Source organism: Bacteroides eggerthii (assembly GCF_025146565.1).
Classification (GTDB): domain Bacteria; phylum Bacteroidota; class Bacteroidia; order Bacteroidales; family Bacteroidaceae; genus Bacteroides; species Bacteroides eggerthii.
On the sequence record NZ_CP102258.1, the window covers coordinates 845,793 to 867,223 of the forward strand.

Genomic DNA, 21,431 nt, shown 5'->3' on the forward strand with positions numbered 1-21,431 from the left:
GCATCTCTTGCGCAGTCAATTGGCACATTGTTGTATAGTCACTTTTATTAATTTATAACCTTGTCACTTTATTATCCTTTTTTAATTATGGCAACCATAGATATAGTCATATTAGTCGTGATTGGTGCAGGGGCGGTCGTTGGTTTCATGAAGGGGTTTGTGAAGCAACTGGCTGCTTTGTTGGGACTGATTGTCGGTCTGCTGGCGGCAAAAGCACTGTATGCTTCTGTTGCCGAGAAAGTGTTTTCCAAAGTAACCGACTCAATGACAGTGGCACAGGTGTTGGCGTTTATAGCTATTTGGATAGCTGTGCCGTTGGCTTTTGCCCTGATAGCCTCTTTGCTGACAAAGGCAATGGAGGCGGTTTCGCTCGGCTGGCTGAACCGTTGGTTAGGTTCCGGGTTGGGAGCGTTAAAGTCTCTTTTGCTGGTAAGCCTGCTAATCGGTGTTATTGAATTTATCGATGAGGACAATACGCTGCTGGATCAAACAAAAAAGGAAGAATCGGTGTTATATTATCCTATGAAATCGTTTGCCGGGATATTCTTTCCCGCAGCTAAGCATGTTACAGAACAATATATATTGAATGAATAATGCAACAAGAAGAACCCAATAAATATGTAAAGGAACTCACTCAGGAGAAGTACAAGTACGGTTTCACCACCGACGTGCACACAGACATCATTGAGCGCGGCTTGAATGAGGATGTGGTACGGCTGATTTCCCGGAAGAAGGAAGAACCTGAATGGTTGTTAGAGTTCCGTTTGAAAGCGTACCGTCATTGGCTGACGCTGGAGATGCCTACATGGGCGCATCTCCGTATTCCTGAAATAGATTATCAGGCCATTTCATATTATGCCGACCCTACCAAGAAAAAGGACGGTCCGAAGAGTATGGACGAGGTGGATCCGGAGTTGGTCAAGACCTTCAATAAGCTGGGTATCCCTTTGGAAGAACAGATGGCGTTGAGTGGTATGGCGGTGGATGCCGTAATGGACTCCGTATCCGTAAAGACTACTTTCAAGGAGACGTTGATGGAGAAGGGAATCATCTTTTGTTCCTTCAGCGAGGCTGTACGTGAGCATTCCGATTTGGTTCAGAAATATTTGGGTTCGGTAGTGGGTTATCGTGATAATTTCTTTGCGGCACTGAACTCTGCGGTATTTTCCGACGGCTCTTTCGTCTATATTCCGAAGGGAGTGCGTTGTCCAATGGAGCTGTCCACTTATTTCCGGATTAATGCCCGCAACACCGGACAGTTTGAAAGAACTTTGATTGTGGCGGATGATGATTCGTATGTTTCCTATCTGGAGGGGTGTACGGCGCCGATGCGTGACGAAAACCAATTGCATGCCGCTATTGTGGAGATTGTAGTGCATGACCGCGCTGAGGTGAAGTATAGCACTGTTCAGAATTGGTATCCGGGTGATGCCGAAGGTAAAGGCGGAGTTTATAACTTTGTGACGAAGCGGGGCCACTGCAAGGGAATAAACAGTAAACTGTCTTGGACGCAGGTGGAAACAGGTTCGGCCATTACTTGGAAGTATCCGTCCTGTATTCTTTCCGGTGATAATTCTACGGCAGAGTTTTACAGTGTGGCGGTCACTAATAACTATCAGCAGGCAGATACCGGTACGAAGATGATTCATCTCGGAAAGAACACCCGGAGCACTATCGTCAGCAAAGGCATCTCAGCCGGACGGAGTGAAAACTCCTACCGAGGGCTGGTACGTGTTGCCCAGAGAGCGGATAATGCCCGTAATTACAGTCAGTGCGACTCATTGTTGCTGGGCGACAAATGCGGTGCGCACACCTTCCCTTACATGGACATCCATAACGAGACAGCCATTGTGGAGCATGAAGCAACTACCAGCAAGATTAGCGAAGACCAGATATTCTATTGCAACCAGCGTGGAATTTCTACGGAAGATGCTATCGGGCTGATTGTGAATGGTTATGCAAAGGAAGTTCTGAACAAACTGCCAATGGAGTTTGCTGTGGAAGCTCAGAAGTTGCTGGCTATTTCGCTGGAAGGAAGCGTGGGATAAAAATGAAGAGTTAAGAATGAAGAATGAAGAATTAAAATAGAACAATGAAGAGTTAGGAATGAAGATGCTTATGAGATTCTTCATTCTTAATTCTTCATTCTTAATTTTGAAGATTATGTTAGAGATAAAAGACCTGCATGCCAGCATCAATGGCAAAGAAATACTAAAAGGCATTGACCTTACTATCCGCGACGGTGAGGTACATGCCCTGATGGGACAGAATGGAGCCGGAAAAAGTACGCTGAGCAATGTACTGGTGGGGCATCCTGCATACGAGGTAACGCGTGGCACCATAACTTTTAATGGTAAGGATCTGCTGGCTATGAGTCCTGAGGATCGCGCTCACGAGGGTATTTTCCTTTCATTTCAGACACCGGTGGAGATACCGGGCGTCTCTATGGTGAACTTTATGCGTGCTGCTGTCAACGAACAGCGCAAGTATCGCCATTTGCCAGCACTCTCTGCCAGTGAATTCTTGAAGTTGATGCGCGAGAAGCGTGCTATCGTAGAACTGGATAACAAACTTGCCAATCGCAGCGTGAATGAAGGTTTCAGTGGTGGTGAAAAGAAGCGTAATGAAATCTTTCAGATGGCTATGCTGGAACCTACTTTTGCCATTCTCGACGAAACGGATTCCGGTCTTGATGTGGACGCTTTGCGTATTGTTGCTGACGGTTTCAATAAGCTGAAGACGCCTCAGACCAGTGCAATGGTGATCACCCACTATCAGCGTCTGCTGGACTATTTGAAACCGGATACTGTCCATGTGTTGCTTGGCGGACGCATCGTGAAGACCGGTGGCCCTGAATTGGCAAAAGAGATTGAAGCGCGTGGCTTCGATTGGATTAAGAAAGAAGCGAGTGAATTATAAATTCAAAACTCATAATTAGATAACATGAGTGTAGAGCAACAATATATAGACCTTTTCTCCCAAACGGAAGCGATGATATGCCGTCACAGCGCCGAAGTGCTGAATGCTCCGCGTGCCGCTGCATTTGCCGACTTCGAACGGCTTGGTTTTCCAACCCGTAAGGTAGAGAAATATAAATATACCGATGTCAGTAAGTTCTTTGAACCTGATTACGGGCTGAACCTGAACCGCTTGGACATACCCGTCAATCCTTATGAGGTATTTAAGTGCGATGTGCCGAATATGAGCACTTCCCTTTACTTTGTGGTGAACGATGCTTTCTATAACAAGGCATTGCCTAAGTCGCATTTGCCCGAAGGCGTCATCTTCGGAAGTCTGAAGGAGATGGCCGACCGGCATCCGGAACTGGTGAGGAAGTATTACGGCAAGTTGGCAGATACATCCAAAGATGGGGTAACGGCTTTCAATACTGCCTTTGCGCAAGACGGTGTATTGCTGTATGTTCCCAAGAATGTAGTGGTGGAGAAGCCTATTCAGTTAGTGAACATTCTGCGTGCCGACGTCAATTTCATGGTGAACCGTCGTGTGCTTGTCATTTTGGAAGAGGGTGCACAAGCCCGTCTTCTGGCGTGCGACCATGCAATGGATAGCGTGAACTTTCTTGCAACGCAGGTGATAGAGGTGTTTGTTGGTGAAAATGCCACTTTCGACTTCTATGAACTGGAAGAAACGCATACCAGTACAGTACGTATCAGTGCCTTGTATGTCAAGCAAGAAGCCAACAGCAATGTTCTGCTGAATGGAATGACCCTGCACAACGGTACCACCCGCAACACAACCGAGGTTACGCTTGCCGGCGAGGGAGCCGAACTGAACCTTTGCGGTATGGCGATTGCAGATAAGAACCAGCATGTGGACAACAACACTACAATAGACCACGCTGTGCCCAACTGCACCAGTAACGAGTTGTTTAAGTATGTGCTCGATGACCAGTCAGTCGGTGCTTTTGCCGGTTTGGTGCTGGTACGTCCCGATGCACAACATACGAGCTCACAACAGACGAACCGCAACCTTTGCGCTACGTGCGAAGCGCACATGTATACCCAACCTCAGCTGGAGATTTATGCCGATGATGTGAAGTGTAGCCATGGCGCTACGGTGGGGCAGCTTGACGAAAGTGCTCTGTTCTATATGCAGCAACGCGGCATCTCCATGCGCGAGGCCCGTTTGCTGTTGATGTTTGCCTTCGTCAATGAGGTGATTGATACCATCCGTCTGGATGCTTTGAAAGATCGCCTGCATCTGCTGGTAGAGAAGCGTTTCCGCGGTGAGCTGAACAAGTGTCAGGGATGCGCGATATGTAAATAATGAAGCTTTCTTCATTGTTCATTCATAATTTAAAAGATATGGACCTTCAAAAGATAAGAGCTGATTTCCCGATACTTTCTCGTGAAGTATATGGTAAGCCGTTGGTTTATTTTGATAACGGTGCGACCACACAGAAACCCCGTCAGGTGGTAGATGCCATTACGGACGAGTACTATTCGGTCAATGCCAATGTGCATCGCGGTGTGCATTTTCTTTCGCAACAGGCTACGGAGCTGCACGAGGCATCTCGTGAGACGGTGCGGAAGTTTATCAATGCCCGTAGCACGAATGAAATAGTCTTTACCCGCGGTACGACGGAAAGTATCAACCTGCTTGTATCCAGTTTCGGCGATGAATTTATGCAAGAGGGGGATGAGGTGATTCTTTCCGTCATGGAGCATCACAGCAATATCGTTCCCTGGCAGTTGCTGGCTGCTAAAAAAGGCATCACCATTAAGGTCATTCCGATGAATGACAAGGGGGAGCTTCTGCAGGATGAATACAAGCAACTGTTTTCCGAACGTACAAAGATTGTCAGCGTGGCCCATGTCTCCAATGTGCTGGGTACGGTGAATCCTGTCAGGGAAATGATACGCTATGCCCACGGGCAGGGCGTTCCCGTACTTGTAGACGGTGCCCAGTCCATTCCGCACATGCCGGTGGATGTACAGGATTTGGACGCCGACTTCTACGTCTTTTCCGGTCATAAGGTATACGGCCCTACCGGTGTGGGTGTGCTCTATGGTAAGGAAGAATGGCTTGAGAAAATACCTCCCTATCAAGGTGGCGGTGAAATGATACAACACGTATCGTTTGAACAGACCACTTTCAACGAGCTTCCTTTCAAGTTTGAAGCCGGTACCCCCGATTATATCGGTACCACCGGACTTGCCAAAGCGCTGGATTATGTTTCGGCTATTGGCATGGAGAATATCGCTACCCACGAGCATGAACTGACGGCGTATGCCATGCACCGCCTGAAAGAGATTCCCGGCATGCGGATTTTCGGTGAAGCGGAAGATAAAGGCAGTGTCATTTCTTTCCTTGTAGGCGATATTCATCATTTCGACATGGGGACGCTGCTCGACCGCCTCGGCATTGCCGTACGTACGGGACATCATTGTGCGCAGCCGTTGATGCAGCGCCTTGGCATTGAAGGTACGGTGCGCGCTTCATTCGGCTTGTATAATACGAAAGAGGAAATAGACGTGTTGGTGGCAGGCATAGAGCGTGTCAGCAAGATGTTTTGAAGAACTTAAAAATAGAGAATTATGTTAGTAACAACAACTTCCGTCATTGAGGGTGGCCGCATCACCCGTTATTTTGGTATCGTCAGCGGTGAGACTATTATCGGTGCCAATGTTTTTCGTGATTTCTTTGCCAGCATCCGCGATGTAGTGGGCGGGCGCAGCGGTTCGTACGAGGAGGTGCTCCGCGAGGCAAAGGATACTGCTCTTCGCGAGATGCAGGAACAGGCGCGTATGTTGGGAGCCAATGCTGTGATAGGGGTGGATCTTGATTACGAAACGGTAGGCGGCAGCGGCAGTATGCTGATGGTGACTGCTTGCGGTACTGCCGTAACAATAGAATAAAGAAAACACATGAGGGCATTGGAGTTTCGATGCCCTCATGTGTTTTTTCATGCCTTGGCATAAATTCGGTTAATCGTTTGCTTATTTCATTTCAAATCAATACATTTAGGCTTTCGTTCAACCTTTTAATACGATTTATGCTATGGACCAATTGCTTTTCTGGCTGGTTCCAGCCGCTTCCGTTCTGGCACTTTGCTTTGCCTGGTATTTCCACCGTCAGATGATGAAAGAGAGTGAGGGAACTCCTCAAATGGTCAAGATTGCCGCAGCAGTGCGCAAAGGCGCCATGTCCTATCTTCGCCAGCAATATAAGATTGTGGGTTGGGTGTTTCTGGGGCTGGTGATTCTGTTTTCTGTTATGGCTTATGGTTTCGGAGTGCAGAACTCTTGGGTGCCGATAGCTTTCCTCACAGGCGGTTTCTTCTCCGGCCTTTCCGGCTTTCTTGGCATGAAAACGGCCACGTATGCTTCGGCGCGTACGGCGAATGCTGCACGCAACTCATTGAATTCCGGTCTGCGTATTGCTTTCCGCAGTGGTGCGGTGATGGGGCTCGTTGTGGTCGGGCTTGGCCTGCTCGATATTTCTTTCTGGTATTTGTTGCTCAACGCGGTAATTCCGGTGGATGTGATGACACCCACCCATAAACTCTGTATTATCACTACCACAATGCTCACGTTCGGTATGGGGGCTTCCACTCAAGCGCTGTTTGCGCGTGTGGGTGGCGGTATCTATACGAAAGCTGCCGATGTAGGCGCCGATCTTGTGGGTAAGGTGGAGGCAGGTATTCCGGAAGACGATCCGCGCAATCCTGCAACCATTGCCGATAATGTGGGCGATAATGTGGGCGATGTTGCCGGTATGGGCGCCGACCTTTACGAGAGCTATTGCGGCTCTATCCTTGCCACAGCGGCCCTCGGTGCTGCTGCCTTCATCCATTCGGGAGACACGCTGATGCAGTTCAAAGCGGTTATAGCTCCGATGCTGATTGCGGCTGTGGGAATCATTCTCTCCATTATAGGTATCTTTTCGGTGCGCACCAAAGAGGATGCCAAAATGAAAGACTTATTGAATTCGCTTGCTTTCGGCACGAATTTGAGTTCGGTACTGATAGTCGTTGCCACTTTCCTTGTTCTTTGGCTGTTGAAGCTGGACAACTGGATGTGGATTTCCTGCTCGGTGGTTGTAGGCCTGATAGTAGGTATCGTTATCGGACGTTCTACGGAATATTATACTTCCCAGTCCTATCGCCCTACTCAGAAGCTGAGTGAAAGCGGTAAGACGGGGCCGGCCACTGTCATCATCTCCGGTATCGGTTTGGGCATGCTTTCCACTGCTATTCCGGTCATTGCCGTAGTTGTAGGCATTATAGCCTCTTATCTTTTTGCTGCCGGTTTTGATTTTTCCAATGTAGGCTTGGGGCTCTACGGCATCGGTATAGCTGCCGTAGGTATGCTCTCCACTTTGGGCATTACGTTGGCTACGGATGCTTATGGACCTATTGCCGACAATGCCGGTGGCAATGCCGAAATGTCCGGTCTGGGCGAGGAAGTGCGCAAGCGTACCGATGCGCTCGATTCTCTGGGTAATACAACAGCCGCTACGGGTAAGGGTTTCGCCATCGGCTCTGCCGCGTTGACGGGACTTGCCCTGCTTGCGTCCTACATAGAAGAGATTCGCATCGGACTGACGCGTTTGGGTGCTACCGACATTTCTGTGGGCGGTGAGACGGTATCGGTGCAGGATGCCACCTTCTTCGATTTCATGCACCATTATGATGTAACGCTGATGAATCCGAAAGTGCTTTCGGGAATGTTTCTTGGCAGTATGATGGCTTTCTTGTTCTGTGGCCTGACAATGAATGCCGTAGGTCGTGCCGCTGCGCACATGGTGGATGAAGTGCGCCGCCAGTTCCGCGAAATAAAAGGTATCCTTACCGGTGAGACGGAGCCTGATTATGAACGTTGTGTGGCCATTTCCACAAAAGGCGCGCAACGCGAAATGGTGGTTCCGTCATTGATAGCAATCATCGCTCCTATCCTGACCGGACTGATCTTCGGTGTGCCCGGTGTGCTGGGATTGCTTATTGGCGGACTTAGCAGCGGATTCGTGCTTGCTATCTTTATGGCGAACGCCGGTGGTGCGTGGGATAATGCCAAGAAATACGTAGAGGAAGGAAATTTCGGCGGAAAAGGCAGTGAGGTGCATAAAGCTACCGTTGTGGGGGATACGGTAGGCGACCCGTTTAAAGATACTTCCGGTCCGAGCCTTAACATTCTTATCAAACTGATGAGCATGGTGGCTATCGTAATGGCAGGTCTTACTGTTGCTTGGAGCGTGTTCTAAACCTACAATATTCGTCTTGTAAGACGAAATTATTCATCCTATGGGACGGATTTATTCCTCCCATGGGATGATTTTTTTTATCTCATGAGACGAATATATTTGTTCTGTGGGACGGATCTGCTTCCGATAGGAAGCCTTATCCGCTCCCGGCTTATATCGAACAAAACAAGGTTACCAAGAACGGTACGCTGAAGTCGACCACAAATCCGTGGAATATGGAGACTACGACGAATTGCTGTCCGGCGGTACGGGTGATTATCGGGAGTGTGGTGTCCATTGTCGTAGCTCCCCCCGCCGAGATGGGAGCTAAATTACCGAACCAGCGCACCAGCAACGGTGCAGCCAATAAGGTGAGTATCTCGCGGCTGATATTGGCAAGCAGTGCAATGGTTCCCAGTTCGGCTCCTTTGTATTCGGTGATGAAGATGCTGGAGAGTGAATAATATCCGAAGCCCGAACCTACTGCCAGGCAATCGGTCAGCGAGCGGTGAGTCAGGATGAGGCTGACTGCTGCTGAACCTGCCAGTGTGCCCAGTATCGTCATGATGGGCAGGAAAACCAGTCGCGGATTGAGCGAACGGAAGTTCTTCAATGTTTGCGGGTCATTGCCCACACTTAATCCCACGCTGAACATCAGTGCACAAAGAGCGTAGAAGCTGATCCGGCTGTCCATGACTATGTCAATGGGTATCAGATGGGAAACTCCGCAAAGCGTACCCAGCACGAAGAAACCGATTATGATAAGACTGCCTTTCATGCCGCTTCTCCTTTCTTCTTATATAAAGCCTTCCATAATGCCCAGGCAGCAATGACACTTCCCAAAGTTCCGCCCAAGGTCAGTATGATTGCTTCAATCCCTATGGTGTGCAGCCCTTTGATGATTTGTTCGTTTCCGCCTACTTCAACTCCGAGAATGAAAAGCAGCACCCAGATCAGTACGGTAATGACATTGTGGATTCTGCACAAATTCTTTCTTCGTAAGAGATAGCCCAGCAACATTCCTGTGAGCATCAGTCCGATAATTATAAACATGTCTGTTGTCTTTTTATTTGCCGGCAAAGATAATCATATTATTTATTCTCTTTAAAACTCCCGTTTACTTATGAAAAGATTTATCTTTGTGTGCTCTAATGTAGTGATATATGCTGTTACCTTATTTGAACAAAGAACTGATAGAAGCCGGTTGTGACGAAGCCGGGCGTGGCTGCCTTGCGGGAGCTGTTTATGCTGCCGCCGTTATCTTGCCCAAAGACTTCAAGAACGAATTGCTGAACGACTCCAAACAACTTACCGAAAAGCAACGGTATGCCCTGCGTGAAGTTATAGAAAAAGAGGCTTTGGCGTGGGCGGTGGGAGTTGTCTCTCCGGAGGAAATTGATAAGATAAACATCCTGAACGCCTCTTTTCTCGCCATGCATCGTGCTGTCGACCGGTTGCAGTTGCGTCCGCAGCATCTGCTCATCGACGGAAACCGCTTTAAGAAATACCGGGAACTGCCGCATACGACCGTTGTAAAAGGTGATGGCAAATATCTTTCCATTGCGGCTGCCTCCATTCTTGCCAAGACCTATCGCGATGATTATATGAACCGGCTGCATGAAGAATACCCTTATTACGACTGGAATCATAATAAGGGCTATCCCACGAAAAAACATCGGGCGGCGATTGCTGAACGGGGAACTTCCCCCTATCATCGCATGACCTTTAACCTGCTGGGCGACGGGCAGTTGGAACTGTTTTAGAACCACTTAATCTTTCTGAACCATATAAAGGTCACCGCCGATAAGATTGCCGATAGCAAAATAATGAATACGAACGCATGTGGAAAACCGTCTAAATGTATATCCACATTCATCCCGTAGAAGCTGGCTATCAATGTGGGTATCATCAGCGTGATGGAGAGGCTCGTCATGCGTTTCATGATTGCGTTCACGTTATTGGATATGATGGAAGCGAAAGCATCCATTGTTCCGGTGAGGATGTCGCTGTAAATATTCACAGTGTTGTAAGCCTGTTTCAGTTCGATGACCACGTCCTCCAGCAGTTCCAGATCAAGATAGTCCGTATCCTGAAAGATGTTCTTCAGCCGTCCTATCATGACTTCGTTGCCGCGGATGGAAGTGTTGAAGTACACCAGCGTCTTTTGCAGCTTCATTAATTGAAGAAGGTCTTCATTACGGATACTCTTTTCCAGTTCTTTTTCGGCGGTGGTTACGTCGTTGTTGATTTGTTTCAGATATTTCAGGAACCATACGGCAGAGGAATATATGATTCGCAGAATCAGCGTCAGCTTATTGTTGACGGCAATGCCTTTGCGGCGGGTGTGCTGTATGAAGTCCGGTATCAGTTCGGTGTGGTGATAGCATACGGAAACGATGATATCATTGTTCGTAATGATGCCTATGGGCACTGTGATGAACGGAATTCCATGCTGGCTGCTTTGCATCGGGATACGAAGTATGGTCAGCAGCCAGTTGCCTTCCGTCTCCGTACGCGGGCGTTCGTCCGTATCGGCTATGTCTTCAAGGAATGATTCGGGAACTTTCAACTCTTGGGTAAGGAACTGGAAATCGCTGTCGTCCGGACATTCCACGTTTACCCAGCAGTTGGGTTTCCACTCGTTTTTTTCTACGAAGCCGTTTTCGCTGTAGAGATACTTTCTCATTTTTTTGCCTCCTTTCTTTAGTCCGAACAGAGGCATTGCCGCCAACGTCTCCGTTCGCTTTAATTGTAAACACTATTGCACGTTCGTGGGTTTGAATCGTCCATCATTTCAGTTGATTTTATTTAAAAACAGTGCAAAAGTATGAAAATCAAAGCTGAATCCATACTTTTGCGCACTTTTTTTCGGATTTCTTGTTATTAACAGAAACAGGTTGATTGGTGCAAATGTTATTTTTACTTTTTGAAGTGACATAGTTTGACCGCTATTTTGTACCTTTGCAACCGGAAAACAGATTGCAAATCAGCAGTCTTTTTTCGCAGGAAAGAGATTGTACAATTAAAATCAATGAATATTATGAGCAAGAAAGCCCTTTTAATGATTCTTGATGGCTGGGGTATCGGCGATCAAGGTAAAGATGATGTGATTTTCAACACACCGACTCCCTACTGGGATAGTTTGCTGGCTGCTTATCCGCACTCAGAGTTGCAGGCAAGCGGTGAGAATGTCGGTTTGCCCGACGGGCAGATGGGTAACTCGGAAGTAGGCCACCTCAATATCGGTGCGGGACGTATCGTATATCAGGATCTGGTGAAGATTAACCGCGCCTGTGCCGACGGAAGTATCTTGAAGAACAAGGAAATCGTTTCTGCTTTCTCGTACGCTAAGGAACATGGAAAGAACATCCACTTCATGGGACTGACCAGTAACGGCGGTGTGCACAGCTCTTTCGATCATCTGTTCAAGCTTTGCGATATTTCAAAGGAATATGGCATCGAGAATACATTCATCCATTGCTTCATGGACGGCCGCGATACCGACCCGAAGAGCGGTAAGGGCTTCATCGAGCAACTGACGGCACATTGCCGGAAGTCTGCCGGTAAGATTGCTTCCATCGTAGGCCGTTTCTACGCTATGGATCGTGACAAACGTTGGGAACGTGTGAAAGTTGCTTATGACCTGCTGGTAAACGGTGAAGGCAAGGTGGCTTCCGACATGGTTCAGGCTATGCAGGAGTCTTACGACGAAGGTGTAACCGATGAGTTCATCAAGCCGATTGTAAACGCCGATTGCGACGGTACGATCAAGGAAGGTGATGTGGTTATTTTCTTCAACTACCGCAACGACCGCGCCAAGGAATTGACTATCGTCCTGACTCAGCAGGATATGCCGGAGCAGGGCATGCACACTATTCCTAACTTGCAATACTATTGCATGACTCCGTATGACGCTTCTTTCAAGGGAGTACATATACTTTTCGATAAGGAGAATGTGCAGAATACATTGGGCGAATACTTGGCTGCCAACGGTAAGACGCAGCTTCATATTGCTGAAACGGAGAAGTATGCTCACGTGACATTCTTCTTCAACGGTGGTCGTGAAACTCCGTACGATGCGGAAGAGCGCATCCTCGTTCCGTCTCCGAAAGTTGCCACATACGACCTGAAGCCTGAAATGAGCGCTTACGAAGTGAAAGACAAGCTGGTTGAGGCTATCAACACCAAGAAATTCGATTTCATCGTGGTGAACTATGCCAACGGTGATATGGTAGGTCACACCGGTATCTACGAAGCCATTGAGAAAGCCGTAAAAGCTATCGACGAATGTGTGAAAGATACGGTTGAAGCTGCCAAAGCCAATGATTATGAAGTAATCATCATTGCCGACCATGGTAATGCCGACCACGCCCTGAACGAGGACGGCACGCCGAATACGGCTCACTCCTTGAATCCCGTTCCGTTTGTTTATGTAACGGAAAATAAGGATGCTAAGGTGGAGAACGGTGTATTGGCGGATGTCGCTCCTTCCATTCTGCATATCTTGGGCATGAAGCAACCGGCTGAAATGACTGGTAAGGATTTGATAAAGTAAGTATTATTAGCATATTGAGGGGCGTGGGTTATTAACTAATCCACGCCTTTTTGCTCTTTTACACATTTAAGATAGTTATGATACAGATAGACGACGTGGTGGTAAGCCTGGACGTGCTGCGTGAGAAGTTTCTTTGCAATCTGGAGGCTTGCAAGGGAGAATGTTGCATTGAGGGAGATGCCGGCGCCCCGGTGGAATTTGAGGAGATAGAGAAGCTGGAGGAGGTGCTCCCTGTGATTTGGGATGAGCTCTCTGCTGAAGCGCGGGCTGTGATAGAGGCGCAGGGTGTGGTGTACACAGACGAAGAAGGCGATCTGGTGACGTCCATTGTTAATAATAAGGATTGTGTGTTCACTTGTTATGACGAGAAAGGTTGTTGCTATTGCGCCATTGAGAAGGCTTTTCGTGAGGGTAAGACAGACTTTTATAAACCGGTCTCCTGTCATCTTTATCCCATACGGATAGGCGATTACGGGCCTTATAAGGCAGTGAACTATCATCGTTGGGATGTCTGCAAGGCGGCTGTGCTATTGGGACGGAAAGAGGATGTTCCTGTATATAAGTTCTTGAAGGAGCCGCTGATACGTAAATTCGGCGAAGAATGGTATGCTGAGCTGGAATTGGCGGCGGGGGAGATGAAAAAACAAGGAATGTTATAAGAGAAAAGCTCCGGTCAACAGGTATTTCCTGTCCGTCCGGAGCTTCTTCGTTGTAAGATGTGAGGTTGGTTAATAAAAACGTTATTCAATGATTAATCATTAACCAAACGCTAATGATTAATCACTGTTCTTATGCATCGATATTTGCATACGTTGCATTCTTTTCGATGAAATCGCGGCGCGGGCCTACATCTTCACCCATCAACATGGAGAATGTGTAGTCGGCTTCGGCTGCATTTTCAAGGTGTACTTGTTTCAGCATGCGGTTTTCCGGGTTCATGGTTGTTTCCCACAATTGTTCCGGGTTCATTTCACCCAAACCTTTGTAACGCTGGGTATGAATGGCATTTTCCGAACCGCCGCCATAGGTGTCGATAAACTTCTGACGTTGTTGGTCTGTCCAGCAGTACTCTTTCACTTTACCCTTTGTGCAGAGGTAGAGAGGGGGAGTGGCGATGTACAGATAGCCCTGTTGTATCACCTGCGGGAAGTAGCGGAAGAAGAGCGTCATGATCAGCGTGTCGATGTGCGAACCATCGACGTCGGCATCGGTCATGATGATTACCTTCTTGTAACGCAGCTTGTCTATGTTTGCCTCTTTGCTGTCTTCGCCGTCCACACCGAAACGGATGCCCAGTGCCTGAATGATATTGTTTACTTCGTCGCTCTCGAAGGCTTTGTGCCACATGGCTTTCTCCACATTCAGAATCTTACCGCGGAGCGGGAGGATGGCTTGGAAAGTACGGTTACGTCCTTGTTTGGCAGAACCGCCGGCGGAGTCACCCTCGACGAGGAATAATTCACATTCTTCGGGGTCCTTGCTGGAGCAGTCGGCCAGTTTGCCCGGCATGCCGCCGCCCGACATCGGAGACTTGCGTTGTACGGACTCGCGTGCCTTGCGTGCAGCCACACGTGCCTGTGCCGCTAATATCACTTTGTCTACAATCATTTTGGACTCTTTGGGATGCTCCTCCAGATAGTAGGAGAGTGCTTCGCCCACAGCCTGGTCTACGGCTCCCATCACCTCGTTGTTTCCGAGTTTTGTTTTGGTCTGCCCTTCAAATTGCGGTTCGGCCACTTTGATGGAGATTACTGCGGTCAGGCCTTCGCGGAAGTCATCACCCGAAATCTCTACTTTGGCCTTTTCCAGCATCTTGTTGTCCTCGGCGTATTTCTTCAACGTACGGGTAAGCGCACGACGGAAACCTGCCAAGTGGGTACCGCCTTCGATTGTATTGATATTGTTTACGTAAGAGTGGATGTTCTCGTTGTAGGAAGTGTTGTACATGATGGCCACCTCCACCGGTGTGCCCTGTTTCTCGGTGTTAATGTAGATGACATCGTTCACCAGATGTTCGCGGGAGGAGTCGATATAGCGCACGAATTCTTTCAAGCCTTCTACGGAGTAGAAAATCTCTTGTTTGTAGTTCCCGTCTTCTTCTTTTACGCGAAGGTCGGTCAGCGTGATTTTGATTCCGGCGTTCAGGTAAGCCAGCTCACGCATGCGGGTAGCCAGAATGTCGTAGTTGTAGACCGTTTCGGTGAAAATCGTATCATCCGGCCAGAACTGTTGGCGTGTACCTGTAATTTCGGTAACGCCGACTTCCTTTACAGAATATAGCGGGTGTCCGCATTCGTATTCCTGCTGATAGATTTTTCCGTTGCGGAAAACCTGTGTGGTCATGTGCGTAGACAGTGCATTTACGCAAGATACGCCGACGCCATGCAGACCGCCGGAAACTTTGTAAGAGCCCTTGTCGAATTTACCACCGGCATGTAATACGGTCATAACAACTTCGAGAGCCGATTTCTGTTCTTTTTCATGAAAATCTACCGGAATACCGCGTCCGTTATCCTGTACGGTAATGGAGTTGTCTTCGTTGATAGTAACTTCGATGTGGTCGCAATAACCGGCGAGCGCTTCATCAATAGAGTTGTCCACAACTTCGTAAACCAAGTGATGAAGTCCTTTGATACTAATGTCGCCGATATACATGGCAGGACGCTTACGTACAGCTTCCAAACCCTCCAATACCTGGATGTTACTGGCCGAGTAATTGTTTTCGCCGTTTATCTTTTCTTCTTCAGTCATAATCTAATTTCTCTTATTGTAATAACAAAGCAAAAATAGTGAAAATCCCTGATATATCATGCCAACGCTTTGATAAATTTGGGCCGTTTACAGCTTTTTAGCACCATGAAGAGATGTCTTGGAGAGGTGGTACGGGAGTGGTGCGTATGCAGAAAAGGCCGGACTAAAAAGTCCAGCCTCTCATATCTTTTAAACTTATCAGCTTAACCGAGTTTGTTGATGTAAAGCGCCAACTTAGACTTCAAGTTGTTTGCTTTGTTCTGATGGATTACGTTAGTCTTAGCTAATTTATCCAACATTTTGGTGATACCAGGATACATAGCTGTTGCTTCAGCTTTGTCTGTGGTAGCGCGAAGCTTGCGAACAGCATTTCTCATGGTCTTGCCATAGTATCTGTTGTGAAGTCTTCTTGTCTCTTCTTGTCTGATTCTCTTCAGTGATGATTTATGATTTGCCATCTCGACTAATCTTTATTTAATTCGTTTATTTTTTTAATTGTAGCCCGTGGGGGAATCGAACCCCCCTTTCAAGAATGAAAATCTTGCGTCCTAACCGATAGACGAACGGGCCATCCTGTGTGAGCATTTCTGCTCTTGCATCCGACTTTCCTTTCGTTTGCGGTTGCAAAGGTAGAAACTATTTTTGAATTAGCAAACATTTCAGATGAAAAATTTGCATGATTTCTTCCGGAATATCTCTTTTTGGGGATTTTAATTATTGATAATCAGTAATGTAAGTGCGTTTCATTTTTTCATCTTTTATGGTCGTTTCTTGATTACTCTTCTTTAATTTCCGTAGTTTCGTTCTTTTTTTGTAGCTTTGTTAGCCGGATTGAAACTTGATAAAGGACGGAAATGTTACAGAAAACACAGGGAATTGTATTGCATTCATTGAAGTATAAGGATACTTCCATCATCGTAGACATCTATACCGAGGTGTCCGGACGGGCTTCTTTTCTGGTGCCGGTGTCCCGTTCGCGCAAGGCTGCGGTGAAATCGGTGCTGTTCCAGCCTTTGTCTTTGGTGGAGCTTGAAGCTGATTTCCGACCGAATACCACTATATATAAGGTGAAAGAGGCAAAGTCGTTTTATCCTTTTACCTCGATTCCCTATGATCCTTATAAGTCTGCCATTGCTTTGTTCTTGTCGGAGTTTTTGTATCGTGCTTTGCGTGAGGAGGCCGAAAACCGTCCTTTGTTTGCATATTTGCAACATTCCATTGTCTGGCTGGACGAGTGTGGCAGCGGTTTTGCCAATTTTCATCTGGTCTTTTTGATGCGCCTGTCGCGCTTTCTCGGATTGTATCCTAACTTGGAAGATTATCACAGCGGCGACTGTTTCGATTTGCAGAATGCTTGTTTCACTCCGTTGCGCCCACAGCTACATTCTGATTTTATAGGACCGGAAGAGGCGTCTCGATTGACGATGCTGATGCGTATGAACTATGAAACAATGCATCTCTTTGATATGAATCGTACGGAACGTGCGCGTTGCCTGACGATTATGAATGAGTATTATCGTCTGCACTTGCCCGATTTTCCGGTATTGAAGTCTTTGGAAGTTTTGAAAGAACTGTTCGATTGAGTTTGGCTCTGCGGCAATTTCCCGTTGCCACGCAGGGCGTGTGACAGATAAAACATATAACTTTTATTTGTCACACGTATCTGTCACAAGATATGTTGTTGGCAATCAGTTCTATACCTCATTATTTGTGACAGCATGACGGATAAATCAGAAATAAACTTTCTTTCGTAGTGGGAATTTGCAGGTTGATGATTGGCAGTGGATGATGCAGCAATAAGAAGCCGTACTTCAAGCACCTCCTTTTGGGGATGGAGAAGAGCTTGAAGTACGGCTTTATACCTATGCGTATTTGCGGAACCGGGCAGGGGCTTATCCCAGCAGTTCTTTTACTTTAGCTGAAATGGCACGTCCTTCGGCAAGTCCGGCAAGTTTCTTGCTGGCTACACCCATTACCTTACCCATATCCTTGCCGCTGGTGGCTCCTACTTCGGCAATGATTGCTTTCAGGGCGGCTTCCAGTTCTTCGGGAGTCATCTGTTTGGGCAGGTAGGCTTCCATGACTTTCACTTGTGCCAACTCTGCATCGGCAAGGTCCTGACGTCCTTGTTGCACATAAATCTCGGCGGCATCCTTACCTTGCTTTGTCAGCTTCTGAATAATTTTCAGAGCATCGGCATCGGTCAGAGTATCATTGGCTCCCGGAGCTGTTTTGGCTTCAAGGAATACTTTCTTCACATTTCTCAAAGTGTCCAGGGCTACTTTGTCTTTAGCCTTCATTGCGTTTTTAATGTCTTCGCTGACTTTTTCAAATAAATCCATCTTATTATTTCTATTTATAATTTACTATTTCCGGGTGGGGGGCTGAACTGCCGGCGGTTTAGAAGGTGATTATACCGTTACCGCTGTTTTCAGCTTCCCGCGCTTCCTCGGTGGCGAGTATTCCGGCTTCTTCCGCCTTGAGCTTGATTGCTGCCAGGGTGCTCTTGTCGCGCTGGTAGGTAGGAGAGTTTTCTACCATACTGATGAGGTCTGCATTGTCGAGGTCTTCGGGGTTGAAGATGTAGATATGCCGGCGGCGCAGGCGTTGATACTTGGTGTTGGCATCCTTGCCGTAGTAGGTCTCGCGGCGCGAACGTCTTTGCTCTTCCTCTTCTTCCAGTTCGGCGAGGCGCTTCTGCTCTTCTGCGGTACGCTGGGTGATGCGCTCGTCCATCTCCTTCATGTGGATATCCTGGATGCCGAAACCGGTGGCAAGTAGGGTGATCTTGACGCTTTGCTCCAGCTTGTCGTCGATGGCCATACCGAATTTGGTCTCGAAGTCGCGGCTGAAACGGTTCATAAACTCTTTCACCTCGTCCATTTCGCTCATCATCAGTTTGTGTTGTGAGCTGTATGAAATGTTGAGCAATACTTTCTTGGAATTGAAGATGTCGTTGTTGTTCAGCAACGGAGAATGTTGGGCGTTCTGGATGGCCATGCTTACGCGGTTGTCTCCTTCGCCATAGCCTGTACTCATGATGGCCACGCCGCCGTCTTTCAATACGGTTTTTACATCGTTGAAGTCGAGGTTGACCTTTCCATGCAGGGTGATGATTTCGGCAATGCTCTTGGCGGCTACCGAAAGGGTGTCGTCTGCCTTGTCGAAAGCGTCGTCTACGGATAGTTCGCTATATATTTCGCTCAGTTTCTCGTTGTTGATAACCAGCAGGGCGTCTACATGCTTGCTGATTTCCTCCACACCGTCCAGTGCTTGGTCTATCTTCTTGTCACCCTCCCAGCGGAACGGAATGGTGACGATGCCGATAGTCAGGATGTCCATTTCTTTGGCGGTTTGTGCAATGATAGGGGCTGCGCCTGTACCGGTGCCGCCACCCATTCCGGCAGTGATGAACACCATTTTAGTACCGTCGTTCAGCATGTTCTTGATGTCCTCGATGCTTTCTTCGGCTGCTTTGCGGGCGCGGGCGGGACGGTTGCCGGCTCCCAAACCCTCTTTGCCGAGTTGCAGCTTCACAGGAACGGGGGAGTCTTTCAACGCCTGGTTGTCTGTGTTGCACAGCACGAATGTTACATCATGTATGCCTTCCCGGTACATGTGGTTGACGGCATTACCGCCACCGCCACCTACACCGATAACTTTGATGATTTTCGGTGAATCGGTCGGAAAATCGAATTGTGCTATATCATCCATGATTATAGAGTTTTTTAATTATTTCATATCATCGTCTGAGAAAATCTCGTTGGAGAGTTTGTTGAAAGTCTTTTCAAACCAGCTGGGACCTTCTTTCTTCTTCCGCTTTCTCTCCTCCTTTTCTTGGCGTTCTTTCTCCCTACGCTCCTTTTCTTCTTTCTCGCGTTGTGCTTTGGCAGCGCGGGCCGCTGCTTCCTGTTCTTTCAGGATTTCGTCATTGCCGAACATGTCAACGGGTTTGGGCGTAGGATTACCGGCGGGTTTCGTTTCCTGCAGGCAGCAGTTTTCATTGCCTGCGGCAAGAAGTGCCAGCAGTGTGTTCTGCATGCCGTCTTTGCTTAGCACGTCGCTGAAACCATGAATCGTGTTATGAACAAAGCGCATGGTTTTTATCTTCTCCATTTTGCTTTGTTTGCGGAAAGCATCTTCGATGTTCTTCAGGTTTGCCCCGCCACCGGTAAACACTACTCCGGAGAAGAGTTTGTCCTCGTAGCCGGAGAGTTGCAGCTGGTTCCATACGTTGGCAAGGATTTCCTCGGTGCGGGCTTCGACGATATTGTTCAGCGTGGCCAGTTCAATGGCGCGTCCGTCGTCCAGCGTACATACGGCGGGTGTCTCGGTGTCTTCCTCTTCCTCGTAGAGGGCGTTGCCGTATTGCAGCTTCAGCTTCTCGGCGTCTTGTTCCTCCATTTGCAGTGACGTGATGTCGTGGGTGATGGTGTTTCCGCCCAGTGGCAGTACGCTCAGGTAGCGGAGGATATTGTTCTTATAGACTGAAATGGTGGTGGTGTCCGCACCGAAGTCCACCAGTGCGCAGCCCGAACGCATCTCGTTTTCCGTCAGTACGGCGTTCGCCAGAGCTATCGGGGCTATGAGCAGGTCGGCTATCTCTACCTTGGCTTGCTCGAAGCTGTGTTCAAGGTTCTTCTTGAGTGAGGCGCGGGCCACGATATTGAGGAACTGTCCTGTGATGTGCTGCCCTGCCACTCCTACCGGGTCGGCTTGGAGGTTGTTGTCTATTTTATATTCTTGAGGGGCCACATCCAGTACGCTCATGTCTGCCAACGGCACTTCGAGGTTCTCATCGCAGATAGAGTCTACCAGTTCTTGTGAGATGATATCCTCCTCTTCCAGTGTGCGACTCACTGCATTTTTCACTGTGCGCAATGACTGTCCGCCGATGCCTACATATACTTTGGCAATGGAGTTGTTCAGCTGGCCTTCCAGCTTATTGATGATAGAAGTCAATGCCTGTGCTGTCTTATCGATGTTGTAGATGACGCCCTTATGGATGAATGAGGATGCATCTTCACGTGCATAAGCCAACACCTGAATACTTCCGTCGCTGTTCTTCTTTCCCGCGATACCGGAAATCTTGGAAGAACTCAACTCAATAGCGGCGATGAAATCTGTTGTTGCCATATCTGTTTATTTATAGTTTTACTATTTACTAATTTTACTGTTTGCTATTGCCTTTTCGTGCAGATTATCTGGTTACCGAATTCAACGCTGATACGGGAATATTTGTTCCAGCCTACCTTGTTTAATCCTTTTTCGTAGAATGTCTTTACCCGTTTCAGCTTCCGTTCGAAGTCGTCCAGCTTGCCGAGGTAGATGATGTGATCGCCTACACGCGGCACTAACTCTATGTTTCTGCCCGGCAATACATGAATCTGTTCGATTTGTGCGTTCCAAAACGAATTCTTTTGCAAAAATACACCAAACTTATATAAATCCCTCATGGCAAACGACTTTTCTACGTTTCCGGTCACAATAGCCCGGTGTGCAACGCACTTTGCATCGGGCGGCATCACTGTTCCTTTGTTGTCCAGATAGTAGTTTTCGCCATTGGCGCTCATTATCCGCAGGATAGGAATGCGTTGGGTCACCTCGATGCATAGTTTGCCGCTTGGCGTCTTGTAACACTCCACTTCATCGATGAGAGGATGTTTGGAAAGTGCCTGTTCTAAGGGCTTGGCGTGGATGCGGTCTATGTTTTTACCTATGGGGCTGATGCCTTTCTTTTCCAGCATAGCGGTTACTTCTTTCTTCGTGATGAAACCGGCGTATACTGTGTCTTTGATAAGCAGCTCCACATCGTGGCATACTTGTCCGGCCGGCTTTCGGTTGAAAGCGGTAATGGCTACTACCAGATAGGTAAGGACAAGCAACAGGACGATAGAAAGTAAAATCCGTTTAATCATAGACT

General features: G+C 47.9%; 20 protein-coding genes and 1 tRNA gene. 11 read left to right on the plus strand and 10 right to left on the minus strand.

The genetic code is table 11. The features are described from left to right. Window positions 1–87 precede the first annotated feature (87 nt). The 7 genes from NQ546_RS03505 (at window position 88) to NQ546_RS03535 (ending at window position 8,223) form a co-directional block, all read left to right on the plus strand. A complete protein-coding gene (locus tag NQ546_RS03505) occupies window positions 88–594 on the plus strand; it encodes a CvpA family protein (RefSeq protein WP_004292002.1) in 507 nt (168 codons plus the stop codon). After that, complete coding sequence (gene sufB / locus NQ546_RS03510) at window positions 594–2,048, plus strand: Fe-S cluster assembly protein SufB (protein WP_004292004.1); 1,455 nt, start codon at window positions 594–596, stop codon at window positions 2,046–2,048. Before NQ546_RS03505 ends, sufB begins: the two co-directional genes overlap by 1 nt. 115 nt (window positions 2,049–2,163) lie before the next feature. Further along, a complete protein-coding gene (sufC, locus tag NQ546_RS03515) occupies window positions 2,164–2,919 on the plus strand; it encodes a Fe-S cluster assembly ATPase SufC (RefSeq protein ID WP_004293229.1) in 756 nt (251 codons plus the stop codon). 24 nt (window positions 2,920–2,943) lie between these two features. Then, entirely contained in the window at window positions 2,944–4,287 is a 1,344-nt protein-coding gene (gene sufD / locus NQ546_RS03520) for a Fe-S cluster assembly protein SufD (RefSeq protein WP_004292006.1), read from the plus strand. Between the two features lie 38 nt (window positions 4,288–4,325). After that, the gene (locus NQ546_RS03525; protein WP_039953552.1) at window positions 4,326–5,537 is read left to right on the plus strand and encodes an aminotransferase class V-fold PLP-dependent enzyme; all 1,212 of its coding nucleotides are present in this window, start codon (window positions 4,326–4,328) and stop codon (window positions 5,535–5,537) included. A gap of 21 nt (window positions 5,538–5,558) precedes the next feature. Next, window positions 5,559–5,879: a heavy metal-binding domain-containing protein gene (locus NQ546_RS03530; RefSeq protein ID WP_004292008.1), complete on the plus strand. Its 321-nt coding sequence runs from the start codon at window positions 5,559–5,561 to the stop codon at window positions 5,877–5,879. A 142-nt stretch (window positions 5,880–6,021) separates the two neighbouring features. Next, window positions 6,022–8,223 carry a sodium-translocating pyrophosphatase gene (locus NQ546_RS03535; protein ID WP_004292009.1) on the plus strand — a complete coding sequence of 734 codons (2,202 nt, stop codon included), beginning with the start codon at window positions 6,022–6,024 and terminating at the stop codon, window positions 8,221–8,223. 151 nt (window positions 8,224–8,374) lie between these two features. On the opposite strand, the gene NQ546_RS03540 is transcribed toward NQ546_RS03535, so the two are convergent. Continuing rightward, complete coding sequence (locus tag NQ546_RS03540) at window positions 8,375–8,980, minus strand: LysO family transporter (protein WP_004292010.1); 606 nt, start codon at window positions 8,978–8,980, stop codon at window positions 8,375–8,377. Then, window positions 8,977–9,255, minus strand: coding sequence for a LysO family transporter (locus NQ546_RS03545; protein WP_004292011.1), 279 nt, complete (start codon window positions 9,253–9,255; stop codon window positions 8,977–8,979). Before NQ546_RS03545 ends, NQ546_RS03540 begins: the two co-directional genes overlap by 4 nt. Before the next feature lie 110 nt (window positions 9,256–9,365). Between NQ546_RS03545 and NQ546_RS03550 the strand changes: the two genes are divergently transcribed. Further along, the gene (locus NQ546_RS03550) at window positions 9,366–9,965 is read left to right on the plus strand and encodes a ribonuclease HII (RefSeq protein WP_004292012.1); all 600 of its coding nucleotides are present in this window, start codon (window positions 9,366–9,368) and stop codon (window positions 9,963–9,965) included. Here the strand turns inward: NQ546_RS03550 and NQ546_RS03555 are convergent. Continuing rightward, complete coding sequence (locus NQ546_RS03555) at window positions 9,962–10,888, minus strand: magnesium transporter CorA family protein (protein WP_034716354.1); 927 nt, start codon at window positions 10,886–10,888, stop codon at window positions 9,962–9,964. The genes NQ546_RS03550 and NQ546_RS03555 overlap by 4 nt on opposite strands. A 354-nt stretch (window positions 10,889–11,242) precedes the next feature. Here NQ546_RS03555 and gpmI point away from each other — a divergent pair, with 354 nt between their 5' ends. Next, complete coding sequence (gene gpmI, locus NQ546_RS03560; RefSeq protein WP_029429339.1) at window positions 11,243–12,757, plus strand: 2,3-bisphosphoglycerate-independent phosphoglycerate mutase; 1,515 nt, start codon at window positions 11,243–11,245, stop codon at window positions 12,755–12,757. A 77-nt stretch (window positions 12,758–12,834) separates the two neighbouring features. After that, window positions 12,835–13,416, plus strand: a complete 582-nt coding sequence (locus NQ546_RS03565; RefSeq protein ID WP_004292016.1) for a DUF3109 family protein — start codon at window positions 12,835–12,837, stop codon at window positions 13,414–13,416. A 130-nt stretch (window positions 13,417–13,546) separates the two neighbouring features. Here NQ546_RS03565 and gyrB read toward each other — a convergent pair whose 3' ends face one another. The 3 genes from gyrB to NQ546_RS03580 form a co-directional block, all read right to left on the minus strand. Continuing rightward, window positions 13,547–15,508 (minus strand): DNA topoisomerase (ATP-hydrolyzing) subunit B, encoded by a 1,962-nt coding sequence (gyrB, locus tag NQ546_RS03570; RefSeq protein ID WP_004292017.1) that lies wholly within the window; start codon window positions 15,506–15,508, stop codon window positions 13,547–13,549. A gap of 203 nt (window positions 15,509–15,711) precedes the next feature. Further along, complete coding sequence (gene rpsT, locus NQ546_RS03575; RefSeq protein ID WP_004292018.1) at window positions 15,712–15,966, minus strand: 30S ribosomal protein S20; 255 nt, start codon at window positions 15,964–15,966, stop codon at window positions 15,712–15,714. A 40-nt stretch (window positions 15,967–16,006) separates the two neighbouring features. Continuing rightward, window positions 16,007–16,078: transfer RNA gene (locus tag NQ546_RS03580), tRNA-Glu, on the minus strand. Between the two features lie 284 nt (window positions 16,079–16,362). Between NQ546_RS03580 and recO the strand changes: the two genes are divergently transcribed. Then, the gene (gene recO, locus NQ546_RS03585; RefSeq protein WP_004292019.1) at window positions 16,363–17,091 is read left to right on the plus strand and encodes a DNA repair protein RecO; all 729 of its coding nucleotides are present in this window, start codon (window positions 16,363–16,365) and stop codon (window positions 17,089–17,091) included. 309 nt (window positions 17,092–17,400) lie between these two features. Here recO and NQ546_RS03590 read toward each other — a convergent pair whose 3' ends face one another. Genes NQ546_RS03590 through NQ546_RS03605 form a run of 4 tightly spaced genes read right to left on the minus strand, consistent with a single transcriptional unit; the run spans window position 17,401 to window position 21,426 of the window. Beyond that, window positions 17,401–17,850, minus strand: a complete 450-nt coding sequence (locus tag NQ546_RS03590) for a GatB/YqeY domain-containing protein (RefSeq protein WP_004292020.1) — start codon at window positions 17,848–17,850, stop codon at window positions 17,401–17,403. A gap of 58 nt (window positions 17,851–17,908) precedes the next feature. After that, on the minus strand, window positions 17,909–19,222 hold the full coding sequence (ftsZ, locus tag NQ546_RS03595; RefSeq protein ID WP_004292021.1) for a cell division protein FtsZ: 1,314 nt from the start codon (window positions 19,220–19,222) through the stop codon (window positions 17,909–17,911). A gap of 18 nt (window positions 19,223–19,240) precedes the next feature. Further along, on the minus strand, window positions 19,241–20,644 hold the full coding sequence (gene ftsA, locus NQ546_RS03600) for a cell division protein FtsA (RefSeq protein ID WP_004292022.1): 1,404 nt from the start codon (window positions 20,642–20,644) through the stop codon (window positions 19,241–19,243). A 44-nt stretch (window positions 20,645–20,688) separates the two neighbouring features. Then, a complete protein-coding gene (locus NQ546_RS03605; RefSeq protein ID WP_004292023.1) occupies window positions 20,689–21,426 on the minus strand; it encodes a cell division protein FtsQ/DivIB in 738 nt (245 codons plus the stop codon). Window positions 21,427–21,431 lie beyond the last annotated feature (5 nt).